The 22570-nt window shown below is 61.9% G+C and carries 22 protein-coding genes; 13 read left to right on the top strand and 9 right to left on the bottom strand.

Features of this window, described 5'->3' with window-relative positions; translation table 11 throughout:
• The first annotated feature begins 32 nt into the window (after positions 1–32).
• Positions 33–662, top strand: a complete 630-nt coding sequence (locus SM764_RS16945; protein WP_369002281.1) for a glutathione S-transferase family protein — start codon at positions 33–35, stop codon at positions 660–662.
• 30 nt (positions 663–692) lie between these two features.
• Here the strand turns inward: SM764_RS16945 and SM764_RS16940 are convergent, their stop codons facing one another.
• Together SM764_RS16940 and SM764_RS16935 are read right to left on the bottom strand one after the other, a co-directional pair.
• Positions 693–1418 carry a DUF1638 domain-containing protein gene (locus tag SM764_RS16940; RefSeq protein ID WP_369002280.1) on the bottom strand — a complete coding sequence of 242 codons (726 nt, stop codon included), beginning with the start codon at positions 1416–1418 and terminating at the stop codon, positions 693–695.
• Between the two features lies 1 nt (position 1419).
• Entirely contained in the window at positions 1420–2121 is a 702-nt protein-coding gene (locus SM764_RS16935; protein ID WP_065273377.1) for a corrinoid protein, read from the bottom strand.
• A gap of 221 nt (positions 2122–2342) precedes the next feature.
• On the opposite strand from SM764_RS16935, the gene SM764_RS16930 reads away from it, so the two are divergent.
• Together SM764_RS16930 and SM764_RS16925 are read left to right on the top strand one after the other, a co-directional pair.
• On the top strand, positions 2343–3422 hold the full coding sequence (locus tag SM764_RS16930; protein WP_369002279.1) for a PA0069 family radical SAM protein: 1080 nt from the start codon (positions 2343–2345) through the stop codon (positions 3420–3422).
• 43 nt (positions 3423–3465) lie between these two features.
• Positions 3466–3684 (top strand): DUF6500 family protein, encoded by a 219-nt coding sequence (locus SM764_RS16925; protein WP_065273379.1) that lies wholly within the window; start codon positions 3466–3468, stop codon positions 3682–3684.
• A 104-nt stretch (positions 3685–3788) separates the two neighbouring features.
• Here SM764_RS16925 and bmt read toward each other — a convergent pair whose 3' ends face one another.
• From bmt to SM764_RS16910, 3 genes are all read right to left on the bottom strand, one after another.
• Positions 3789–4811: a betaine--homocysteine S-methyltransferase gene (gene bmt, locus SM764_RS16920; protein WP_065273380.1), complete on the bottom strand. Its 1023-nt coding sequence runs from the start codon at positions 4809–4811 to the stop codon at positions 3789–3791.
• Between the two features lie 70 nt (positions 4812–4881).
• Positions 4882–6756, bottom strand: a complete 1875-nt coding sequence (locus tag SM764_RS16915; RefSeq protein ID WP_368946703.1) for a phosphatidylglycerol lysyltransferase domain-containing protein — start codon at positions 6754–6756, stop codon at positions 4882–4884.
• Between the two features lie 235 nt (positions 6757–6991).
• A complete protein-coding gene (locus SM764_RS16910) occupies positions 6992–7309 on the bottom strand; it encodes a DUF1476 domain-containing protein (protein WP_274833887.1) in 318 nt (105 codons plus the stop codon).
• Positions 7310–7519: 210 nt separating this feature from the next.
• Between SM764_RS16910 and purC the strand changes: the two genes are divergently transcribed.
• The 7 genes from purC (at position 7520) to SM764_RS16875 (ending at position 16815) form a co-directional block, all read left to right on the top strand.
• Positions 7520–8281 carry a phosphoribosylaminoimidazolesuccinocarboxamide synthase gene (gene purC / locus SM764_RS16905; RefSeq protein ID WP_065273381.1) on the top strand — a complete coding sequence of 254 codons (762 nt, stop codon included), beginning with the start codon at positions 7520–7522 and terminating at the stop codon, positions 8279–8281.
• Between the two features lie 115 nt (positions 8282–8396).
• The gene (gene purS / locus SM764_RS16900) at positions 8397–8627 is read left to right on the top strand and encodes a phosphoribosylformylglycinamidine synthase subunit PurS (RefSeq protein ID WP_065273382.1); all 231 of its coding nucleotides are present in this window, start codon (positions 8397–8399) and stop codon (positions 8625–8627) included.
• A 202-nt stretch (positions 8628–8829) separates the two neighbouring features.
• Positions 8830–9498, top strand: coding sequence for a phosphoribosylformylglycinamidine synthase subunit PurQ (purQ, locus tag SM764_RS16895; RefSeq protein WP_369002278.1), 669 nt, complete (start codon positions 8830–8832; stop codon positions 9496–9498).
• 36 nt (positions 9499–9534) lie between these two features.
• Positions 9535–11319: an ATP-binding protein gene (locus SM764_RS16890; RefSeq protein WP_065273385.1), complete on the top strand. Its 1785-nt coding sequence runs from the start codon at positions 9535–9537 to the stop codon at positions 11317–11319.
• Between the two features lie 27 nt (positions 11320–11346).
• Positions 11347–12684 (top strand): sigma-54-dependent transcriptional regulator, encoded by a 1338-nt coding sequence (locus SM764_RS16885; RefSeq protein ID WP_065273386.1) that lies wholly within the window; start codon positions 11347–11349, stop codon positions 12682–12684.
• Between the two features lie 608 nt (positions 12685–13292).
• A complete protein-coding gene (locus SM764_RS16880) occupies positions 13293–16349 on the top strand; it encodes an Rne/Rng family ribonuclease (RefSeq protein WP_369002277.1) in 3057 nt (1018 codons plus the stop codon).
• A 58-nt stretch (positions 16350–16407) separates the two neighbouring features.
• On the top strand, positions 16408–16815 hold the full coding sequence (locus tag SM764_RS16875; RefSeq protein WP_369002276.1) for a DUF4440 domain-containing protein: 408 nt from the start codon (positions 16408–16410) through the stop codon (positions 16813–16815).
• Positions 16816–16863: 48 nt separating this feature from the next.
• Here the strand turns inward: SM764_RS16875 and SM764_RS16870 are convergent, their stop codons facing one another.
• Positions 16864–17097: a sulfurtransferase TusA family protein gene (locus SM764_RS16870; protein ID WP_274827971.1), complete on the bottom strand. Its 234-nt coding sequence runs from the start codon at positions 17095–17097 to the stop codon at positions 16864–16866.
• Positions 17098–17190: 93 nt separating this feature from the next.
• On the opposite strand from SM764_RS16870, the gene SM764_RS16865 reads away from it, so the two are divergent.
• The 3 genes from SM764_RS16865 (at position 17191) to SM764_RS16855 (ending at position 20670) form a co-directional block, all read left to right on the top strand.
• Positions 17191–17943, top strand: coding sequence for a cytochrome c biogenesis CcdA family protein (locus SM764_RS16865; protein WP_065273390.1), 753 nt, complete (start codon positions 17191–17193; stop codon positions 17941–17943).
• Between the two features lie 70 nt (positions 17944–18013).
• Positions 18014–19306, top strand: a complete 1293-nt coding sequence (locus tag SM764_RS16860) for a hypothetical protein (RefSeq protein WP_369002275.1) — start codon at positions 18014–18016, stop codon at positions 19304–19306.
• Positions 19303–20670 (top strand): cytochrome P450, encoded by a 1368-nt coding sequence (locus tag SM764_RS16855; protein WP_369002274.1) that lies wholly within the window; start codon positions 19303–19305, stop codon positions 20668–20670. The genes SM764_RS16860 and SM764_RS16855 overlap by 4 nt, the downstream gene beginning before the upstream one ends.
• Here the strand turns inward: SM764_RS16855 and SM764_RS16850 are convergent.
• The 3 genes from SM764_RS16850 to fumC are packed head-to-tail and all read right to left on the bottom strand — an operon-like array spanning position 20655 to position 22452.
• Positions 20655–20885, bottom strand: a complete 231-nt coding sequence (locus SM764_RS16850; protein WP_274827974.1) for a ribbon-helix-helix domain-containing protein — start codon at positions 20883–20885, stop codon at positions 20655–20657. The genes SM764_RS16855 and SM764_RS16850 overlap by 16 nt on opposite strands.
• On the bottom strand, positions 20882–21058 hold the full coding sequence (locus SM764_RS16845; RefSeq protein WP_347509858.1) for a DUF4169 family protein: 177 nt from the start codon (positions 21056–21058) through the stop codon (positions 20882–20884). The genes SM764_RS16850 and SM764_RS16845 overlap by 4 nt, the downstream gene beginning before the upstream one ends.
• Entirely contained in the window at positions 21058–22452 is a 1395-nt protein-coding gene (fumC, locus tag SM764_RS16840; RefSeq protein ID WP_369002273.1) for a class II fumarate hydratase, read from the bottom strand. Before fumC ends, SM764_RS16845 begins: the two co-directional genes overlap by 1 nt.
• Positions 22453–22570: the final 118 nt, after the last annotated feature.

Raw genomic sequence — 22570 nt, 5'->3', positions numbered from 1 at the left:
ATCAGCAACCCATCAACACGAAGGTCATGGATATGCCCACTCTCTATCATTCCCCCCACAGCCGCTCCTCTCGCGTGATTGCCCAGCTCATGCTGATCGGCAAGCTGGACGCGGTCGATGTCGTCATCGTAGATGTCGCACGCGGTGATGGCACTGGGCGTCACGACCCGCGCAATGTCCATCCCGAAGGCAAGGTGCCCTATCTGATCACCGATGACGGGCAAGAGGTCCGCGAAAGCGCCGCGATCATGATGTACCTGGATGAACTCTTCGGTCAGCCGCTAAGCCCGAAGATCGGCACGCCTATGCGTGGGAGCTTCCTAAGCTGGATGAGCTATTATGGCGGCGTCATGGAACCCGTCATCGTGTCCGCCTTCTCCGGCATTGACCATCCGGCGATCACCGGGAATTTTCGCGGGATGGCAGAGGTTTGCTCCGCACTGGAGGCGGGCTTGAAGGATCGGCCGTTCCTTTTGGGAGAGGACATTAGTATTGCAGACATCCTTCTGGCTTCACCCTTTCAATGGGCGCCCCATCTGATGCCGGACAGTCCTGCGATCAAGGCCTGGGTAAAACGGGTTGGCGATGCCTTGGATGGTTCGGCGCTGGCAGCCTACGAGGCTAACGCGGTGGCGGAGCTCGGTGCGTTGCAAAGCGCCTGAGCGAGAGGGACCAAATTGGGAGCGCGTAGGTCAGTCCTGCGTGTCCCTAGCGCCCCAGCCTCGGATCGCGGTTTCCAGATCGCCATAGCCCGTGTGGCGGTGTTCGAATTCCAGCCCCATGCGGACGGCGCAGGCGCGGGCCTTTTCCACCAGCGCGGGGTCATTCACCTGGGACTGATAGACCAGCTTGGTATAATTGCCGAACACCATGTCGCGCAGCTCGGGGTGCTTATCCAGCCCCATGGGACGCCAGACAAAGGCGTCGAACTGTTTGACCAGAAAATCGGTGAGGTAAAAGGCGGTGATTTCGCCCTCGTCAGCCTTTTGAGAAAAGGCTTCGTTTCCCTCGAAAAAGGCATAGCAATGCGGGCCGGGCACCAGTTCCACGCCCAGTTCCGCGCAGCGCTTTTCGAGCGTACCGCCAGTGCCGCAATCGGCATAGACCACATAGATCTGGTCGTAGACCTGCTGGTGTTTCAGCACGGCCTCTTCGACGGCTTCGGTGATCTTGTCGGGATAGATATGCAGTTTCGCGGGCAGGCAGGTCAGATCCATGTGATCCAGACCGTTCTTTTCCTTGATATCAAGGATTTCCCGGGCCAGGGCGCCACATCCGATCAGCAGGATGCGCCCGGTCTTTTTCTCTGGTGCAGCCAGCCCCTGTTCCGCAAGGGAGGCGGTATCGAAACTGCGCCCGGTTGGGGGGCGGAAGGCAGCCCGCTCATTCAGGCGGGCTGCGCGTCCTTTGCGTGCCAAATCAGGCGCTCATCTGGTTGTGCTTGCGCGCGACGAAGTCCTTGGCGGTTTCCACCGCAACAGCCGCATCGCGGCAATAGGCGTCTGCGCCGATGGCCTTGCCGAACTCTTCGTTCAGCGGGGCGCCGCCAACCAGAACGATGTAATCGTCCCGCTTGCCCTGTTCGACCATCGTGTCGATGACCACTTTCATATAGGGCATGGTGGTGGTCAGCAGAGCCGACATGCCGAGGATGTCGGGCTGGTGCTCTTCCAGAGCTTCCAGGTAGTTTTCGACCGGGTTGTTGATGCCCAGATCCACCACTTCGAAACCTGCGCCTTCCATCATCATCGACACAAGGTTCTTGCCGATGTCGTGGATGTCGCCCTTGACCGTTCCGATCACCATCGACCCCATGCGCGGCGCGCCGGTTTCTGCCAGCAGCGGCTTCAGGATGGACATGCCGCCCTTCATCGCGTTTGCGGCCAGCAGCACTTCGGGCACGAACAGGATGCCATCGCGGAAGTCGGCGCCGACGATGGTCATGCCGCCGACCAGCGCTTCGGTCAGGATCTTGTAGGGCGCCCAGCCGCGTTCCAGAAGGATATTCACACCTTCTTCGATCTCTTCTTTCATTCCATCGTAGAGGTCGTCGAACATCTGCTGAACGAGTTCCTCGTCATCCAGTTCCGCCAGGATGATTTCGTCTTCTTCTTCCGACATGGGCTTGTTCCTTGACTGGCGGGGTATCCCCGGCTTGGCCTTATTCACCGACTAATGGGCCAGAATGACGCAGCGAAACTGCATTATTTGCGACACTGCCTTTATCCGAACCGACCTATAGGCGGAAAAGATGCCGAATGATAATGAAGATTTCGCAAGGAAATCTTCGCGTTTGCTTGTTTGTTCTTTATTTGTTCTTACCGCTCTGTCATCCTTGGTGCATGAGTATCGAAAGCGACCACCCCCACATGCGCCGCAAAGGGCGCGCCAGTGTCAGCAATGCGACAGGCCGGTTCGATCTGCCGAGAATCGCGGTCGATGACGGCTGGGAGCAAGAGGCACCGCCGGAGGTGATTCCCACCGAAATCCGGCAGGAAACGGCCAAATCCATCATCAGCTACAACCGCTCGCCGGATCTTCCCTTCGATCGCTCTATCAATCCGTATCGGGGCTGCGAACATGGCTGTATCTATTGTTTTGCGCGGCCCACGCATGCCTATCTGGGCCTGTCACCGGGGCTGGATTTTGAAACCCAGCTGATCGCGCGGCCCAATGCCGCCGAGCTGCTGCGCAAAGAGCTCTGCGCGAAGCGATACAAGGTGGCGCCGATCGCCATCGGCACCAACACCGATCCCTACCAACCCTGTGAGCGGGATCTGGAGATCACCCGCAGCTGCCTGAAGGTGCTGCGGGATTTCCGGCACCCCGTGGCCATCGTCACCAAGGGAGCGCTGGTCGAGCGGGATATCGACATTCTGTCAGAGATGGCCGCGCTTGGGCTGGTACGGGTTGGCATTTCGGTCACGACGCTGGATCCGGACCTATCCCGCCGGATGGAGCCACGGGCGCCATCACCCGCCCGGCGGCTGGCCACGATCCGCCGCCTGTCGGAGGCGGGGATCCCGGTGCGGGTCATGACGTCGCCCATCGTGCCGGGATTGACCGATCACGAGATTGAGGCGCTGCTTGCTGCCGGGGCCGAGGCGGGCGCCGATGCTGCCAGCTGGATCATGCTGCGCCTGCCGCGCGAAGTGTCCGAACTCTGGCAGGAGTGGCTGTCCTTGCACGCGCCGGGCCGGGCGGCCAAGGTTATGGCCCGCCTGCGGGAGATGCATGGCGGGCGGGAATATGATCCGCGCTGGGGTGAGCGGATGCGGGGCACTGGTGAATATGCTGGAATGATCGGGCGCCGGTTTCGCGCCGCCTGCAAGCGTCTGGGCCTGACCGAGAGGTCTGAACCGCAGCGCTGCGATCTCTTTGCGCGCCCGGCGCAGGCCGGGGATCAGCTGGCGCTGTTTTGACCGGGCCGGTTTGGGCACTGGAATGTGGGAATGGGAGTGAGCTATGCGCGCCGAGCTGCGTCAGAAGATCCTTACGGTCTGCGACCGTAAAATTGCTCAGAAGGGGGCCGGTGTCGGCCTGTCCTTTTATGCCTTTTTCGCCAATCGCAATGATGATCCCGCTCTGTTGATGGAGGCGGCTACCTGGTGGATCGAGACGCATCAGCTGGATCATTTCGAAAAGGCAGTGAAGGTTCGAGCCATGGTGGCGGATGGGCTTTAGGCGCCTGCGGGGCACGGAACCCGCTGAACAGGGGGGCAATCGGCGAAACGAAAAACGGCAGCCCGGGATTGGACTGCCGTTTCATAGAATAAGGAGGGGGAAGCTTAGCCGCGGCGGCGACCCCGGCGGGTGCGGCGCTCACCGGCAGCAGCGGCATCTTCACCGGTGCCATCGCTGGCCGAGGAGAAGGGGCCAAGCACTTCGACGATCTGCTCCAGTGTGGGGCGGTCACCGCGCGGGCGGCTGTCCAGCGCGGCGCGCATGTGGCGCAGATGCTCGGGCATGGTACCACAGCAGCCGCCGATGATCTTGGCGCCGCAATCGCGCGCCATCACCGCGTATTCGCCCATCAGCTCGGGCGTGCCGTCATAATGGATGTGGCCATCGACATATTTCGGAATGCCGGCGTTGCCCTTGGAGATGATCGGCCGCTCGGTGCCCTGCGCCGAAAAGCCGAGCACGGTGCGCAGGATGTCTGAGGCGCCGGTGCCGCAATTGGCGCCAAAGGCGAGCGGCGGATTGTCGAATTCCTCGACCAGCTGCGCCAGCGCTTCGGAGGTGACGCCCATCATGGTGCGCCCGGCGGTGTCAAAGCTCATGGTGCCGCACCAGGGCATATCCGCGAGTTTGAACGCCTCGGCCGCGGCGCGGAATTCTTCAGGGGCCGAAATGGTTTCCAGCCAGAGCACGTCGACGCCGCCTTCTTTCAGGGCTTCGGCCTGTTCGTGGAACATTTCCACCGCCAGCGCGTGCGACAGTTCCCCGACCGGCTGCATGATTTCACCGGTGGGGCCGACCGAGCCCGCGACGGCGATCTTGCGCCCGGCCTTGTCGGCGACCTCGCGACCCAGTTCCGCAGCGGCGCGGTTCAGCTCGCGCACGCGGCCCTGGGCGTCGTGCAGTTTCAGGCGGGCAGCCGTGCCGCCAAAGCTGTTGGTCAGGAACAGATCACTGCCCGCATCGACCGAACCCTGATAAAGCGCCATGATCTTTTTCGGCTCGTCAGTGTTCCACAGCTCGGGCGCATCGCCCGATTGCAGGCCCATGTTGAACAGGTTGGTGCCCGTGGCGCCGTCGGCCAGCAGCACGTCTTTGTCTTGCAGGAGCTGAATAAAGGTGTTGGTCATCGCTGATCGGTCCCGTCAAAGGGTTGGCACTGGGGCGCACTGGCGGGCCAGTGCGGAGTGGCCCCTCCTGTCACGGCGCGGCGCGCAGGGCAATTTCATTTTGCTCAAGTTCATTATGAGCCGGATGGCGGTCGAGGAGATCATTCTCTGTGTCCGAAGTCTGGCCTGCGTCATCGCTACTGGTCTGCAGGACTGGCTGCACGGGACCCGGGCGGTGCACAAGACGCAGAAGCTCAATCAGGGAGACAGCCATCTGCGGCCAGCTGGGCGACGCCAGATAGCGTGCTTCCCAGCGCGGCGCGAAACAGGATTTGAACCGGCGCAGTCCCGGATCGGTATGCTTGGCCCAGCGGTGGTCGGGCACTGCCGCCAGCGACAGGCGCGGCACGTTTTCCAGCGCGGCGGCAGCAATCGCGGTGCGCACCAGCGCGTGGCCTGTGCCATCCGGCGCGTCAGGCACGATGCGGATCAGGTCCAGGCACCACTCTCCGGGCGTGGCGTGCAGGCTGACAAATCCCTCAAGCCGTCCGTCCTTCCAGGCAAGGAACACGCGCTGCTCGGCCAGATATCCCGGTTCGAACCGGCCCATGGTGGTGCCGTGGGCGTGTCCATGCGTGGACTGCCAGGCGGCGTCGATGGCGTCCATCTGGTCGATCGGCAGCGTGGCGGGGGCCTGCATGACCTTGAGGCCCGCCTTTTCCGCATGGCGGAGCTTGCGGCGTAGCTGCCGGTGGGAGGAGCCGCTGTCGCTGAAGGTGGTGGGCCGGACCACGGCCTCTTGCGCGATGCGTAGGATCTTCCATCCGGCATTGCGGGCCAGCGTCCCGGTGCGGGCGCCGCATTTGTAGAAACAGGCAGAGCCATTCCGCTGCCGGGCATAAGCGGCAAGCGGGGCAAAGACCTCGGGCGTGTGGCCCGACAGGGGATCAAAGAAGGCTACCGTGCATTGCGGGCTGTCAAGCACCGCAAGCTGGTTGAAACCCAGGGCCTGCACGTGGCCTCCGTTCTGCCGGATGATTGCCGTTTCGGCGCAGGCGCGGCTTGCGGGCAGATCTGCGGCAGGGGTGCGACGGGCGCCCAACAGGTCAGCATCGGTCGGGGCGCTGGATTTCGCGCGGCCCATACCCGGCAGGAACAGCATGCCGCAAGCCAGCGCGGCAGGCAGCACATAGTATACAAGGCGAAAGGCGACGAGGGCGCCGAGGAGGGCGCCGGTATCCGCGCCTGGCAGCAGGGCGCAGACCGTCAGCTCCAGCGGACCGGCGCCACCGGGGGCCGAAGACAGGATCGCAGCGCCAAGGGCGATCAGATAGACAGGCACCAGCGTTGACCAGGTAATCTGGACTGTATCCGGCAGCAGCATCCAAAGAGCAGTTCCCGCCGCCACCACATCGATCAGGGTCCAGCCCATCAGCGCCGTCAGGGCAATCAGTGAAGGCCAGCGCAGTCTGAGCTTGCCGATCCTGAGGGACGGAAACCAGAAGCTGGCCGCAACCGCACAGATGAAACCGGCCAGCAACAGCCCGCCAATCCAGCCAAACCCCTGTATTGGCGGGAAGAGCACGAGGGCAACCCCGGCGATAGCGGCCAGCGTGGCTATGAAGGTGAACCCGACAAGGGCAGTGATCTTGGCGGCCTGCAGCGCGGTAAGACCCGGCAGCAGGCGCCAGCGGGCATAGGTGCCGGTGATGAGCCCAAAGCCAGCTGTCTGTGAGAACGCGATGGCGGCCATTCCGGCGCGGCGGGCCGCGGCGCCATCAAGGCCGGTTTGCAGATGGCGGTGTGCCACGGAGTCGTAGCGTCCCAAAGCCCAGAAACTGATTGCAGTGGCGATAGAGGCCCCCAGCCAGCCCCATGCGGGCAAGGCGGCTAGTGTGTGACCAAGTTCGGCAAGGGAGGGAAGGCCAAGTTTTGCCTCGAAGGCCCAGAGACACAGGACCGTCATGGCCACAGGCGCGGCCCACCGGAAACCGGCGCTAAAACCGTCCTTCAGGCTAGTCCAGAGGCGGCCGCGGCCTGCACCGGAAAGAGGGAGAGTGTGGATTGTCATCAGCATCCCTGCGTAATCGCCGCACCAGCGGTTCGCGCAGGAGAATACCAAAGAAGGCGTTCTTCTTCAGTTAATATCGATGATTTCAGTTAATGCCCCTCCCGACCAAGTTGGGCGGGAGATGCATGCCTCAGCTGATTTCGGACAGAATCTGTTCCTTGGCAAGGGCCAGCGTGTCGGTCATCTTCTCGCGGATGTCATCGGCGCTCACCCGGCCAGTCAGATCCTCCGCCAGCTTGCGGATAACGTCCTCGTGCCCCGGTTCCTGAAAATCGGCGGTAACCACCGTTTTGGCATAGGCCTCTGCTGCATCGCCGGACTTTCCCAGCATTTCGGCCGCCCAGAGACCGAGCAGCTTGTTGCAGCGGGCCTGCGCTTTGAACTGCATTTCCTCATCATGGGCAAATTTGGCCTCGAAAGCCTGCTCGCGACTGTCAAAAGTACTCATCATTTCCTCCTGTTCCGCACTATGGCATGAAATGACTATGCGCCTGCCCCGGGCGCACTGCAATAGCGCCAAGAGCGGCCTGCGGAACCAAATATCCCTTCACAGCAAGCCTGTGACCGCGCGCCGCGCTTGCGGCGCAATGTCGCTTGCACTAAGAGAGCGGCAAGAAACCGGGACGGATTCCCGCCCCTGACCCCCGAAAGGTTCCTCATGGCACGTCGCAAGAAGATCTACGAAGGCAAAGCCAAGACATTGTATGAAGGTCCCGAGCCCGGAACCATCGTGCAGTATTTCAAGGACGACGCCACCGCGTTCAACGCCGAAAAGCGGGACGTGATCGAGGGCAAGGGGGTTCTGAACAACCTCTTGAGCGAATTCTTCATGCAGGGGCTAGGCCAGATCGGCGTACCGACGCATTTTCTGAAGCGGCTCAACATGCGCGAACAGCTGGTGCGCAGCTGCGAGATTATCCCGCTTGAGGTGATCGTACGCAACTACGCGGCCGGCAGCATGTCCAAACGTCTGGGTATCGACGAGGGCACGCAATTGCCGCGCCCCATCGTCGAGTATTGCTACAAGGACGACGCGCTGGGTGACCCGCTGGTTACAGAGGAACATATCGCCGCCTTCGGCTGGGCCAGCCAGCAGGATATGGACGATATCCTGAGCCTGGCGTTGCGGGTCAACGATTTCCTGTCCGGCGTGATGCTGGCTGTGGGTATTCGCCTCGTCGACTTCAAGATCGAGATCGGCCGCGTCTACGACGGTGATTTCCAGCGTCTGGTTGTCGCTGATGAGATCAGCCCGGACAGCTGCCGCCTGTGGGACATCGAAACCGGCCAGAAGCTGGACAAGGACGTGTTCCGCCGCGATCTGGGCAGCCTGACAGACGCCTATACCGAAGTGGCGCGCCGTCTGGGTGTGATGCCGAACAACCCGCCCGCAGCGGGAAAGCCGACTCTGGTCAACTGACCGACCCGTCCCGCCTATCCGGGGCTGTGGTCCCGTGAAGATGGCAGGCAGGGCATAGATCTGACAACAACAAGCCCTTGGCGGGCTTTGTGACCGAAAGCTGAGGAAAGACGCGATGAAGGCACGGGTGCATGTGATGCTGAAGAACGGAGTTCTGGATCCCCAGGGCGAGGCGGTCCGCCACGCGCTTGGCGCCATGGGCTTTGACAAGGTCGAAGGCGTCCGTCAGGGCAAGGTCATCGATCTGGAGCTGAGCGATGACGCCACCGAGGCGGATGTGCGGGACATGTGCGAGAAGCTGCTCGCCAATACCGTGATCGAATCCTACGAGATCGAGCTGGCCTGACCGATGCGGGCGGCGCGGCTTATCGGCTTTCGCCAGCCGCTGGAGCTGGTAACCCTGCCGGATCCGCCGCCCGCGCCGGGCAAAGTGCTGACCCGCGCCATCTCTCTTTTAAAGGCCAGCGCGATCTGGCCGCGTTTGACCGCCCGGCGCCTTCGGGTTGGGGCGGTCATTACCGATTTCGCAAGCTAGGAAGGAACCCCTGATGCGTGCTGCCGTTGTCGTTTTCCCCGGATCCAACTGCGACAGGGATCTTGCCGTGGCCTTTGAACAGGCCGGATTTGATGTCTCCATGGTCTGGCACAAGGACAGCAAGCTGCCCGAAGGCATCGACATTGTCGGCGTGCCCGGCGGGTTCTCCTACGGCGATTACCTGCGCTGCGGCGCCATCGCGGCGCAATCGCCGATCTGCCAGGCGGTTGTGGAGCACGCCAACCGGGGCGGTTACGCGCTTGGCGTCTGCAACGGTTTCCAGATCCTGACCGAAACCGGCATCCTGCCCGGCGCCCTGTTGCGCAACGCGGGGTTGAAATACATCTGCCGCACGGTGGACCTGAAGGTCGAGACCACGAGCAGCGTCTTTACCGATGGCTATTCGGCAGGGGACGTCATCGGCATCCCGATCGCCCACCACGATGGCAACTACTATGCAGACGCCGACACTGTCGCGGCGCTGAAGGATCAGGACCGGGTGGCCTTTTCCTATGTCGACAATCCCAACGGATCGGTTGCTGATATTGCCGGGATCCTGTCCGAGAACCGCCGGGTTCTGGGCATGATGCCGCACCCCGAACGCGCGGCGGACGAAGGTCATGGCGGCACCGACGGGACGGCAGTCTTCCGCGCATTGACCGGGATCGTCGCTACAGCGTGACTTGAGACAGGCGGGCAGCCGCAATAGGTTAAGCCTATGAGCACCCCGCCTGATCGCACAGAACTCCCCGTGGCCAAATCCGGGTCCGCCGCAAGATCGCGCACGATCTCCTGGCGGGCGCGGCTGGCCTTGGTCCTGTTCATGGCGGTGGCGGCAACGACGGTCTGGGTGACCAACCGAATGCTGACGCACCGGTTCACCGAAAGTACCCGCAACCGGGCCGAACTGCGCCTTGCGCTTTACTCCGGAAACCTGGTCAGTGAGCTGCGCCGCCATGCCATCGTGCCGCAGCTGCTGGCGCGTGACCAGGCGCTGATATCGGCGCTGCAAAGTCAGGATTTTTCGCTATCCACCCACCGACTGATTTCTTTTGTTGAGGAAATCGGCGCTGCCTCAATCATGTTGCTGGCCAGCGACGGGCGTACCGTGGCGGCGACCAATCGCAACCGTCTGGGCGAAACCCACCGCAACGCGCCCTATTTCGTCGATGCGGTGCGGGCCAAATCTACCGTGTTTTCGGTCATTGAACGCGAGGTGGGCGGTTATCGTTTTACCTATTCGCGGCGCATTGTTGACACCACCGGGACGCTCGGCGTGATCGTGATCGAGGTCGATCTGCAGAAATTCGAACGGGCCTGGGCGGGGATTTCAGACGCGGTGATGGTCAGCGATAGCACCGGCCGTATTGTGCTGGCGACCGAAGCGCGCTGGCGCGGCAAGGAAGAGCGCGACGCACTGCGCCTGCAAACACCGGAGGGCGCCATTCAGCGCGCGATCCGGGCAACCGCGGATTGGACTGTCCTGCCGGCTGATGCCTATCTGCAGGGCGAGGCGGTGATGCGGCTGGAAACGCGGGTGCCGTTTCAGGGCTGGCGGCTGACCTCCTTCACCACCTATGCCTCGATCCGCGAGCGGGTGAACGCGGTTCTGGCGCTTGAAATCATGGGATTCGCGATTCTGCTGGCGCTGGCCTTCTATGCCCTCAGCCGCAAGACGGCGCTGCGCATGGCGCTGTTCCAGCGCGAGTCGGCGGAGCTTCGCGTATTGAACGCACGGCTGCAGCGGGAAATCGCCGAACGGGAACGGGTGCAGGAAACCCTTGCCGTGGCCGAACAAAGCCTTGCGCAAAGCTCGAAACTCGCGGCGCTGGGGGAGATGTCAGCGGCGGTTAGTCACGAGCTCAATCAGCCGCTGGCGGCGATGAAAACCTATCTGGCCGGGGCGCGGCTGCTGCTCAACCGCAACCGCCCCGAAGAGGCGCTCGCCTCCTTTGGGCGTATTGATGATCTGATCGAGCGCATGGGGGCCATTACCCGGCAGCTGAAATCCTACGCCCGCAAGGCAGGCGATGCCTTTGCCCCTGTAAACATGGGCGATGCGCTGGCGTCCTCCCTGTCGATGATGGAACCGCAGCTGCGTCAGCGTCAGGTCAAGATCACCCGAATGCTGCCCGATCAGCCGGTTTACGTTATGGGCGACCGGCTGCGGCTGGAGCAGGTGATGGTCAACCTCTTGCGCAATGCACTGGATGCCACCAAATCTGTAGAGGACCCCGAGGTGGAGATCCTGCTGGCCGCAGGCGAGACAGCAACCCTGTCGGTGCGCGACAATGGCAACGGGATCAAGGATTTCGACAATCTGTTCGAACCCTTCTACACCACCAAACAGCCCGGCGATGGGGTCGGACTGGGGCTTGCCATCTCCTCGGGGATCGTGAACGACCTCGGGGGGCGGCTGATTGCCCGCAACGGGCAAAACGGCGGCGCCGTGTTTGAAATACAGTTGCCGATCCTTGTGGACGGTATCGAAGCCGCTGAATAAGCGGCGTTAAAGATGGAGAGGCCGCGCATGGCACAGGCTATGAAAATCGCGATCGTTGATGATGAACAGGATATGCGCCAGTCGATCAGCCAGTGGCTGGCCCTGTCGGGTTATGACACTGAAACCTTTGCCAGCGCCGAAGATGCGCTGAAGGTTCTGGGCTCGGATTACCCAGGGATCGTGATCTCCGACATCAAGATGCCTGGCATGGACGGGATGCAGTTCCTGAAGAAACTGATGGGCAGCGATAGCGCCCTTCCGGTGATCATGATCACGGGTCATGGCGATGTGCCCATGGCGGTTGAGGCGATGCGCGTCGGGGCCTTCGATTTCCTCGAAAAACCCTTCAATCCGGACCGGATGTCGGAACTGGCGAAGCGGGCCACCAACTCCCGCCGCCTGACGCTCGACAACCGGGCGCTGCGCCGCGAATTGTCCGATGGCGGCCAGATCATGAAGAAACTGATCGGGATGAGCCCGGTGATGGAACGCCTGCGCGAGGATATTCTGGATCTGGGCCAAGCCGACGGGCACGTGCTGATCGATGGCGAGACCGGCACCGGCAAGACACTGGTGGCCCATGCGCTGCACGCGGTTGGCAGCCGGGCGGGCAAGAAATTCGTTCTGGTCTCCTGCGCCGCACTGGAGGAAGAGGCCCTCTCGAAGCGTCTGTTTGGTCCGATGCAACCCGAGGACAGCCTGTTGCCCGCCATTGAAGAGGCCCGCGGCGGCACATTGGTGTTGGAGGACGTGGAGGCGCTGAGCGAGGCGCTGCAGGCCAAGCTCCTGAGCGTGATCAACGAACAGGGCATGCCGGGCGAAACCCGTATCATCGCCATTTCGAACCTACAGGAGGCGGGCAAGACCTGCGAGGACGCGCTGCGCCCGGATCTGTTCTACCGCCTTGCGGCATTGCGGATCACCGTGCCGCCCCTGCGCCAGCGCGGCGAGGATATCCTGACTCTGTTCACCCGCTTCAGCGAGCAATTCTCTGAAGAATACGGCTGCGAGGCACCGCAGGTCACCGCACAGGAGGCCGCACAGCTGTTGCAGGCCCCCTGGCCGGGCAACGTGCGTCAGCTGATCAATGTGGCCGAACGAGCGGTTCTGCAATCCCGGCGCGGATCTGGTACGATTGCATCCCTGCTGATGTCCGATCACGAGGAAATGCAGCCGGTGATGACTACCGAAGGTAAGCCCCTGAAGGAATACGTCGAAGCCTTTGAACGCATGTTGATCGACAACACCATGCGCCGCCACAAGGGCTCCATCGCTTCGGTGATGGAGGAGCTGTGCCTGCCGCGCCGGACTCTGAATGAGAAGATGGCCAAATACGGATTGCAGCGCTCAGAATACCTGAGCTGACAGCTGCAGGCTTGGACTGCAACCTGGCTGAGGCAGGTTTTGGCTTTGTTCGACATTGATGCGGCGCCGGGATGCACCGGCGCCGTTTCCCGTTCAGGTCGCTTTTTTGCGGAAAAACACCGCAGTTTTTCGGGGTTTTGTTAACCAATACCGTCTAAGGAAGAATAGTTTACACTTTCAGCAATGCCCGTGCCGAATGGCCATTGTCATTTCCCGGTTTCAGGCCTTATGCTGAAAATACAGGAAAAGGATGCCTCTTTCGCATCCAGCCTTATGAGATTCGCTGTCTCATGCTTTTGTCCGGAAAGAACCGAGAAAGCTGAGGCAGACCGATTTGCCCCTTGTGAAGGGGCAGCCTAGCACCTCTTCCGGCACGACCGGGAAGGAATAACATGGCAGGGTTCGGGATATCCCACCTGTCGGAGAAGAACCGCGATGACGCGCGCGAGAGCGAAGAGCATACAGGACAAAGGGCCGGACGCATGTTTCGGGACCCTGACCTGCGGCGCGCAGTCTGAAATCGCCCTGACAAGACACCACCCAAAACACGCGCAGCCCCCCGGAAGAGGAGGGGCTTTGTTTGCACTGGGCAGGTGCACCAAGGAAACATGGCCAAGAAGATGCTTATCGATGCCACCCACGCGGAAGAGACCCGCGTCGTGGTGGTTGATGGAAACAAGGTCGAGGAGTTCGACTTTGAATCCGAAAACAAACGCCAGCTTGCCGGCAATATCTATCTCGCAAAAGTAACTCGGGTCGAACCTTCGCTTCAGGCGGCCTTTGTCGATTACGGTGGAAACCGCCACGGGTTCCTCGCGTTTTCGGAAATCCATCCGGACTATTACCAGATCCCCGTCGCCGATCGTGAGGCGCTGATGGAAGAAGAGCGCGCCTACGCCGAGGCGATGCGCGCCCGCGACGAGGAAGAAGAAAGCAAACCGTCCCGTGGCTCGCGCTCGCGCAGCCGCAAGTCTTCGCGCACCAAAGCTGCCAAGGCGAACGCCGGTGATGCGGTGGAGACCAAAGAGGTCACGCCGCAGGACAATGGTGATGATGCGTCCACCCAGGCCCCGGAAAAAGACAGCCCGAAAAAGGCTGAAATCGCGGGTATGGAAACCATTGATCTGGACGCCGAAGATGGCGCTGCGGATGACAAGCTTGCCGAGGTCCCCGAGGGTACCTCGCCGATGGAGACCGTTGCGGAAACTCCAGTTGAAGAGCCGGATGGCGACGATCAGAACGGTGCAGAGGCTACCAGCACCGAAGAAGCGGCTGGCGATGACGCGGCCGCCGATGCTGAGACAGCCGAGGATGCCGGAGCGGACAACGGTGATGTCGCCGACAAGGCTGAGTCTGCCGAACAAGACGTAGCTGACGACAAGGACGAGGACGACAAAGAAGACACCGCGAAGTCTGACGCGACCTCGAAAGATGAGACCATCGAATCCGTCGCTGACGAGGATGACAGCGAGGACATCCGTCCGCCGCGTAAGCCGCGTCCGCGTCGCTACAAGATTCAGGAAGTCATCAAGGTCCGTCAGGTTCTTCTGGTGCAGGTCGTCAAGGAAGAACGCGGTAACAAGGGTGCGGCGCTGACCACCTACCTGTCGCTGGCAGGCCGTTACTGCGTGCTGATGCCCAACACCGCCCGTGGTGGTGGCATTAGCCGCAAGATCACCAATGCCGCCGACCGCAAGAAACTGAAGGATATTGCAACCGAACTGGACGTGCCGCAGGGCGCGGGCCTCATCGTGCGCACCGCTGGTGCCAAACGGACCAAGGCCGAGATCAAGCGCGACTATGAATACCTGCAGCGCCTCTGGGAACAGATTCGCGAGCTGACGCTGAAATCCATCGCACCGGCCAAGATCTATGAAGAGGGCGACCTGATCAAACGCTCGATCCGTGATCTTTACAACCGCGAGATCGACGAGGTTCTGGTAGAGGGCGAGCGCGGCTACCGCATCGCCAAGGACTTCATGAAGATGATCATGCCGTCCCATGCCAAGAACGTGAAGAACTACAACGAGACGCTGCCGCTCTTTGCGCGTTACCAGGTGGAAAGCTACCTGGCGGGCATGTTCAACCCGACGGTGCAGCTGAAATCCGGCGGCTATATCGTGATCGGTGTGACCGAGGCGCTGGTGGCCATCGACGTGAACTCCGGCCGGGCGACCAAGGAAGCCTCGATCGAGGAAACCGCGCTCAAGACCAACCTGGAGGCCGCCGAAGAGGTGGCGCGCCAGTTGCGTCTGCGTGACCTTGCGGGGCTCATCGTCATCGATTTCATCGACATGGATGAGCGCAAGAACAACGCCGCCGTCGAAAAGCGGATGAAGGACAAGCTGAAGACCGACCGTGCCCGCATTCAGGTGGGCCGCATTTCCGGCTTTGGCCTGATGGAAATGTCGCGTCAGCGTCTGCGCCCCGGCATGATCGAGGCGACCACGGCGCCGTGCCCGCATTGCCATGGCACCGGCCTTATCCGCTCGGACGACTCGCTCGCTCTGTCGATCCTGCGTCAGATCGAGGAAGAAGGCACCCGCCGTCGTTCGCGTGAGGTTCTGGTGAAATGCCCGGTGGCCATCGCTAATTATCTGATGAACCAGAAACGCGAACATATTGCGCAGATCGAAGCGCGCTACGGTCTCTCCGTGCGCATCGAGGGACACCCGCATCTGGTCAGCCCGGATTTCGAGCTTGAGAAGTTCAAGACCGCATCGCGCACGGTTCCGGTGGCCGCATCGCCCGTGGTCTCCGTTGATACTTCGATCATGGATCAGATCGATGCCGACGAAAGTGAGGCTGCGGAAGCAGAGGAGACAACCTCTGTCGACGAGGGCAGCAAGACCCAGCCTGAGGCCGAAGGCGATGGTGAGAACAAACCCAAGCGTAAGCGTCGTCGTCGGCGGCGGCGCAAGTCCGGATCCTCGGATCAGGACAATGGCGAGAACAACGGCGATCAGTCCGAAGGTGATAAAGACCAGTCTGCTGGAGTTGCGGAGGGTGACAAGTCTACGGAAGACGGTTCGGCGCAGGACGCCAAGTCTGATCAGCCCGCTGACGCAGCCGAGGCCAAGGCGGAGGGCGCGGAAGAGGGTGCTGAGCAGGTAGAGAAGAAGCCTGCCAAACGCACCCGTCGCACCCGCACCAGCCAGAGCCGCAGCCGCAAAAAATCTTCCGATAAACCGGCAGAGGCTGCGGAGACCGAGACTGCAGATGCGGTGACTGAAGAGAAACCCGCAGAGCCCGACCAAGCCGAAAGCCCCGCGTCGCAGCCAGAAGAAGCTGTTGCTGCCGAAGCACCTGCGGAAGCAGCTGCCGAAGCGGAAGCTGCACCCGATGCCGCTGAGGCTGCGCCTGCGGAAGAGCCCGAGGCGGTAGAACCCGCCGAGGCAACTGCTGCTGCTGAGCCGGAGGCCGCGCCTGAGGTGGAACCCGTGGCAGAAGAGGCGGCCGCCGAAACTGCACCTGTCGAGGCGGAGACCGCTGCGCCTGAAGAGGCCGAGAAACCCGCTGAGCCGGAAGCTACGGCCCCTGAGGCAGCAGAACCGGAAACCAAGGAGCCCGAGGTGGCTGTGGCAACGGCAGAACCTGCGCCCGCGCCTGAACCAGAGGCCCCGCCCAAGCCCAAGCGCCGCGGCTGGTGGTCACTGGGAAGCTGAGACTGATATCGGGGCGGGCCACAGGGTCCGCCCCTTTTTCATTACTGAGGGGATCGCCATGGCAAAGACGCGGCCGCACAGCGACACAGCGCTACTGAACGCGCTATTGGAGTGTGAGACGCAGGTCTGGCAGGCGCTGCAGACCGGCGATAGTGCAGCAGACGCCGCCTTGCTAAGTGCGGATTTTCTGGGGGTTTACCCAGACGGCTTTGCGGGCCGGGAGGATCACGTGGCGCAGATCAGCGCTGGTGCGTCGATTGACCGCTACGAGATCTCGGAGGCAAAGGTCAGGGCGCTGGGGCCGGATCACGGACTGCTGTCTTACCGCGCACTCTACAGCCGCTGCGGTAAGGAGGTGGAAGAGGTGATGTACGTCAGCTCCATCTGGCAGCGCACTGATGCAGGCTGGGTCAATACCTTCAGCCAGGACACTCCGGCGCTTGGTCTCGAGAGAGAGACAAACTGACCTGTGCAGGTGCGTGGACCTGGCTTTCGCCCCATGTAAATAGGGATCTCAGCCGCCTTTTCGGATGCGGTAGATCTGGTGACCGGTCCCGTCGCTTTGGCCAAGGAACTCATGCCCGGCCTCGGCGCAGAAATGTGGTACATCGATAATTGCCGCAGGATCATCGGCTAGCATGGTCAAAGTATCGCCCGGGGCCAGCGCCTTCAGCCGTTTGCGGGCCTTCAGAACGGGCAGGGGGCAAAGCAGCCCGATGGCATCAAGAGTGGTGTTTTCGTCAGTCATATCCTGCAGATAAGGTGCCTCTCACAGCCTGTCCACAAGGATGTGACCGCAGGTACCAGTGACCTTTGATCTGCGCTGGATTAAGTGAAGGCTATGTTTGGAATCGAAATCATCGACGCAGGACTGATTCCTGCCATGTTCGTGGCGCTGACGGCTGGATTGATCAGCTTTCTGTCGCCCTGTGTGTTGCCGATCGTGCCGCCCTATCTGGCCTATATGAGCGGCGTCACCATCGGAGAGATGCAAGGCACGGCAACCGCCCGGCGCAAGGTGATCGTCTCGGCACTGTTCTTTGTGCTGGGGCTGTCGACGGTGTTCCTGCTGCTGGGGTTCACCGCCTCGGCCTTTGGCGCCTTCGTCCTGCAAAATCAGGAGCTGTTCGCCAAGGTCTCCGGCGTTGTCGTGATCGTCTTTGGCCTGCACTTCCTGTCGGTCTTCCGCATTCCGATCCTCGACCGCGAAGCACGGATGGAAGCGGGGCAATCCGGTGGGTCCGCCATCGGGGCCTATGTGCTTGGTCTCGCCTTTGCCTTTGGCTGGACGCCCTGCATCGGCCCGCAGCTGGGCGCGATCCTGTCGCTGGCGGCCTCTGAGGCCTCGGTCAGCCGCGGAACGCTGTTGCTCGGCGTCTATGCGCTGGGACTGGGCGTTCCCTTCCTGCTGGCGGCGATTTTCCTTAACCGCTCAATGGCACTGATGAACCGGATGAAGCGCCACATGGGGCTCATCGAAAAAGTGATGGGTGGCCTGCTGCTGGTGGTTGGGATCATGCTGGTGACCGGTCTGTTCTCCACCTTCTCCTGGTGGCTGCTGGAAACATTCCCCGCGCTTGCAACACTTGGCTAAGAGCCGCCGCCGGGGTCTTACTCTTGCCCAGATCCGCCGCTAATCTCGAGTGAAATCGAATGAGGCCGGAATGGGCAGAACGGCAAGGCAGGACTGCGATCAATCCATCGGCGGTGCAACAGTGCGCCGCCGACAGGTTTTTTACATCCCCGGTTACGATCCCATCCACCCCCGCCGCTATCGTGAGCTTTACCGCAGCGAAAGCGCCGCCCAGGCGGCGATCTCTGGCTACCAGATCTCGCAGCGCCCCAAACAGGCTGACGGTCCCTATGGCTGGCACGTAGAGGCCGAGATCGACGGGACCGAGGTGACGGCCGATGTGGAGGTTCTGGTCTGGTCTGACATCGTGCGGGGCAGCATGGCGGCCTCCATTCCGGCGACCTATCTGCAACTGGCGCGCACCGCCTGGACCTATATCTCGACCGGCGCGCTTTTTCGCCTGACGCGTCTGCGCAAGGGGCCGGTGATTGCAGCGCTTTATCCGGTGGGCATGCTGCTGCTGCAATTGCTGCTGGCGCTGGCGTTGGGGGCTGTTGTCGGCGGTGCAATCGACTGGCTCGCACAATGGGCACTCAACCCCGTGGCCGGGCCTAAGGCGGCGGCGGTCATCGGCGCGGTGGCATTCATTGCGGCGCTGATTTTAACTGTGATTGCACTGCTGCGCTGGTTCAAGGCGCGCGATGGCAAGCTCTTTGCCTATTACCTGATGCATGATTACGCCTATTCCGCAGCCTCGCGCGGGGCCAACCCGCCCGAGCTGGAGGCCCGCATGGCGGAGTTCCGGCAGCTGATCCGCCGCGCCATCGAAGAGAACAGAGTGGATGAGGTTTTGGTCGTTGGCCACTCATCCGGCGCCCATGTTGGTGTTTCGGTGCTTGCGGATCTGTTGCGCGAAGGGTTGCCCGTGGCGCGCCCGGCGTTGGGGTTTCTTAGCCTTGGTCAGGTCGTGCCGATGGTATCCTTCCTGCCAAAGGCCGACCGTCTGCGCGGCGATCTGCGGTATCTGTCGGCCAGTCTGGAACTTTCCTGGGTAGATGTCAGCGCGCCGGGGGATGGCTGCGCCTTTGCCTTGTGCGATCCGGTCTGCGTCAGCGGTGTTGCACCAGATGAAAAACGCTGGCCCCTGGTCGTTTCGGCGGCCTTTACACAAACGCTGAGCCCTGAGCGCTGGAAAGAACTGCGTTGGCGGTTCTTCCGGCTGCATTTTCAGTATCTTTGTGCGTTTGACCGGCCTGGTGACTATGACTACTTCCAGATCACCGCAGGCCCCATCACGCTGGCGGAGCGTTACGAGGGGCGGCAGGCGTCGAAATCCCGGATCGAGGCGCCGACCTCGGGCTATACCTCGGTGTCAGCGCCATGACGCCCCTGCCACCCAAACCACCCGCGCGCGCCGACAAGGTATCGCTCTGGCGCTATGTGAGGCTGTTTCGCAAGGACATCCTGTCGGCGCAGCCCGCGCGGCTTTACCGGGCCTGGATGGCGGAGTTTCGCACGCCCTTCTTCCGGTCCTTCCTGCTGAATCAGCCGGATCTGGTGAAAACCGTGCTGAAAGACCGCCCGGACGATTTCCCGAAATCGGACCGGATCAGCGAGGGGCTGAAGCCGCTGCTGGGTAATTCGGTGTTCCTGACCAACGGCGAAGTCTGGAAGCGCCAGCGCCGGATTATCGACCCGGCATTCGAAGGCGGGCGTCTGAAAGAGACCTTCCCAGCGATGCGTGCCGCTGCCGAAGCCGCTGCCGCGCGCCTCAAGGGGCAGGAGGGGGAGGTGGAGATCGAAGCAGTCACTTCGCATGTGGCGGCGGATGTGATTTTTCGCACGCTGTTTTCAATCCCCATCGAGCACGAGGTTGCCGCCGAGGTATTTTCCCGCTTCCGGGACTACCAGCGCAGCCAGCCAATCCTGAATCTCGCCGCCTTTGTGCCGGTGCCGCGCTGGATGCCGCGTTTCTTTCGCAAGGGAACGCGAGAGAATGCTACGCGAATTCGCGCCCTGATTACCCAGTTGACGGATGAGCGAGCAGCCGAAATCGCTGCCGGAACCGCGCCGCAGGACCTTGCGACCAAGATCATGACCACTGCCGACCCGGAAACCGGGGCGCGCTTTTCCACCGAGGAAATGGTCGATCAGGTGGCAATCTTCTTTCTGGCCGGGCATGAAACCAGTGCTTCGGCGCTGGCCTGGACGCTTTATCTGATGGCGATTTATCCGGAGTGGCAGGAAAGGGTGGCCGAGGAAGCCGCCGCGCTTGAGGACGACAGTTTCGCCGCAGTATCCCGCATGCGGATCAGCCGTGATGTGTTCCGCGAGGCGCTGCGGCTCTATCCGCCGGTGCCGATGATGGTACGCGAGGCTGCGTGCCCCGAACGTTTCCGCGACCGCGAAGTGCCGAAAGGGTCGCAACTGGTGCTCAGCCCCTGGCACCTGCATCGCCATGAACGGCTGTGGGACAACCCTGATGGCTTTGATCCGGAGCGCTGGCAGACCGAGAATGGCAAAAAGTGTCAACGTGAAGCCTATATGCCGTTCTCGGCTGGTCCCCGGGTCTGCACCGGTGCTGGCTTTGCCATGGTCGAAGGGCCGTTGATCCTGTCGATGCTGCTGCGCCATTTCCGGGTGGCGCCGGTGGCAGGCAAGGAGCCTGTGCCGGTTGCACATCTAACGGTGCGGGCCAAGAATGGGATCTGGCTGCGGCTGGAGCGGCGGGATCAGTCCCCGGTCTGATGCGCCTGCAGGTGGCGCAGAACGTGCAGGCGGATGGCCGAGGCCAGCCCGCATTCTGTTCCGCGTTCTTCATCAATGTCGGCGGCCAAGTCGTTGATTGCACGGCCTTCCTTGGCGGCTATGGCGCGGAAGGCGGTCCAGAATTCATCCTCCAGTGAGACCGAGGTGCGGTGCCCGCGCAGGGTCAGGGAGTGTTTCTTGGGGCGGTTGCTCATTCTTCGGACTTGTGACCGTCAAGTTGGCGGTCGCTTTTGTCACGCCGACTGCGGTCAAGCTGCTTTTCGGCCTTGCTGCGGCCGAATTTCACAGCGTTGGCATCAGCGCGGGCCTTTTTGTCGGCCCGCGCTTTTTGTTTTCTGAACCGGTTCAGATTGACCGGTTCCGCCATCAGGCCTTGGGCCCGATCATGTCTTCGGGGCGCACCACGGCGTCAAAGGTCGCTTCATCCACAAAGCCGAGCGCGATGGCTTCTTCCTTCAGGGTGGTGCCGTTCTTATGCGCGGTCTTGGCGACCTTGGTGGCGTTGTCATACCCGATGGTCGGCGCCAGAGCGGTGACCAGCATCAGCGACTCTTTCATCAGCTTTTCGATGCGCGGCTCGTTGGCCTGAATGCCCATCAGCATCCGCTCGGTAAAGCTGTCCGCCGCATCACCCAGCAGCTGGATCGACTGCAGCAGGTTGTAGGACATCATCGGGTTGTAGACGTTCAGTTCGAAATGGCCCTGGCTGCCCGCGAATTTGATCGCGGCGTCGTTGCCCATGACGTGGGCGGCGACCTGTGTCAGCGCTTCTGCCTGGGTCGGGTTCACCTTGCCCGGCATGATCGAGGAACCGGGTTCGTTTTCCGGCAGGATCAGCTCACCCAGACCCGAACGCGGACCAGAGCCGAGGAAGCGGATGTCGTTGGCGATCTTGTAGCAGCTGCCTGCGATGGTCGCGAGGGCGCCGGACAGGAACACCATGGCGTCATGCGCGGCCAGTGCCTCGAACTTGTTCGGTGCTGTGACAAAAGGCAGGCCGGTGATCTCGGCCATGTTGGCCGCTACGGTCTCGCCCCAGCCGTTCTGGGTATTGAGCCCGGTGCCGACGGCGGTGCCGCCCTGTGCCAGCTCATAGATACCGGGCATCGCGGCCTCGACCCGTGCCAGACCCTGACGGATCTGATGCGCGTAGCCAGAGAATTCCTGGCCCAATGTCAGCGGGGTCGCATCCTGGGTGTGGGTGCGGCCGATTTTGATGATGTCCTTGAACTCTTCGGACTTCTTTTCCAGCCCTTCGGCCAGTTTGGTCAGGCCCGGCACCAGCACGTCGCGCACGGACATGGCGGTGGCGATATGCATTGCGGTGGGGAAGGTATCGTTCGAGGACTGGCCCATGTTGCAGTGATCGTTGGGGTGCACCGGATCCTTGGAGCCGATGACGCCGCCGAGGATCTCGATCGCGCGGTTGGCAATCACCTCGTTCGAGTTCATGTTCGACTGGGTGCCGGAGCCGGTCTGCCAGACAACCAGCGGGAAGTTGTCGTCGAATTTGCCTTCGATCACCTCACCGGCGGACTGGATCACCGCATCGGCGATCTTGGCGTCCATTTTGCCAGAGGCCTTGTTGGCCATGGCGCAGGCTTTCTTGATCACGCCCAGCGCGCGCACGATGGCGACGGGCTGTTTTTCCCAGCCAATGGGGAAGTTCATGATCGAACGCTGCGTTTGCGCGCCCCAATATTTGTCGGAAGGAACTTCCAGCGGACCAAAGCTGTCTGTTTCGGTGCGGGTATCGGACATCTTGTCTCTCTCCGTCTCGTATGCCGTTGCATGCCGTTTAGCCGACGCCCGGGTCAGGCGCAATCGGCCAGTTGCGCGCATCATAGGGAATCGCGCGCGCGGGTATAGGGACAAATGG

The organism is Pseudophaeobacter sp. 1A16562, assembly GCF_041008785.1.
GTDB classification, from domain to species: Bacteria; Pseudomonadota; Alphaproteobacteria; order Rhodobacterales; family Rhodobacteraceae; genus Phycobacter; species Phycobacter gallaeciensis_A.
Note: the sequence above shows the minus strand (reverse complement) of the source record. Positions and strands in the feature narration are given on the sequence as shown.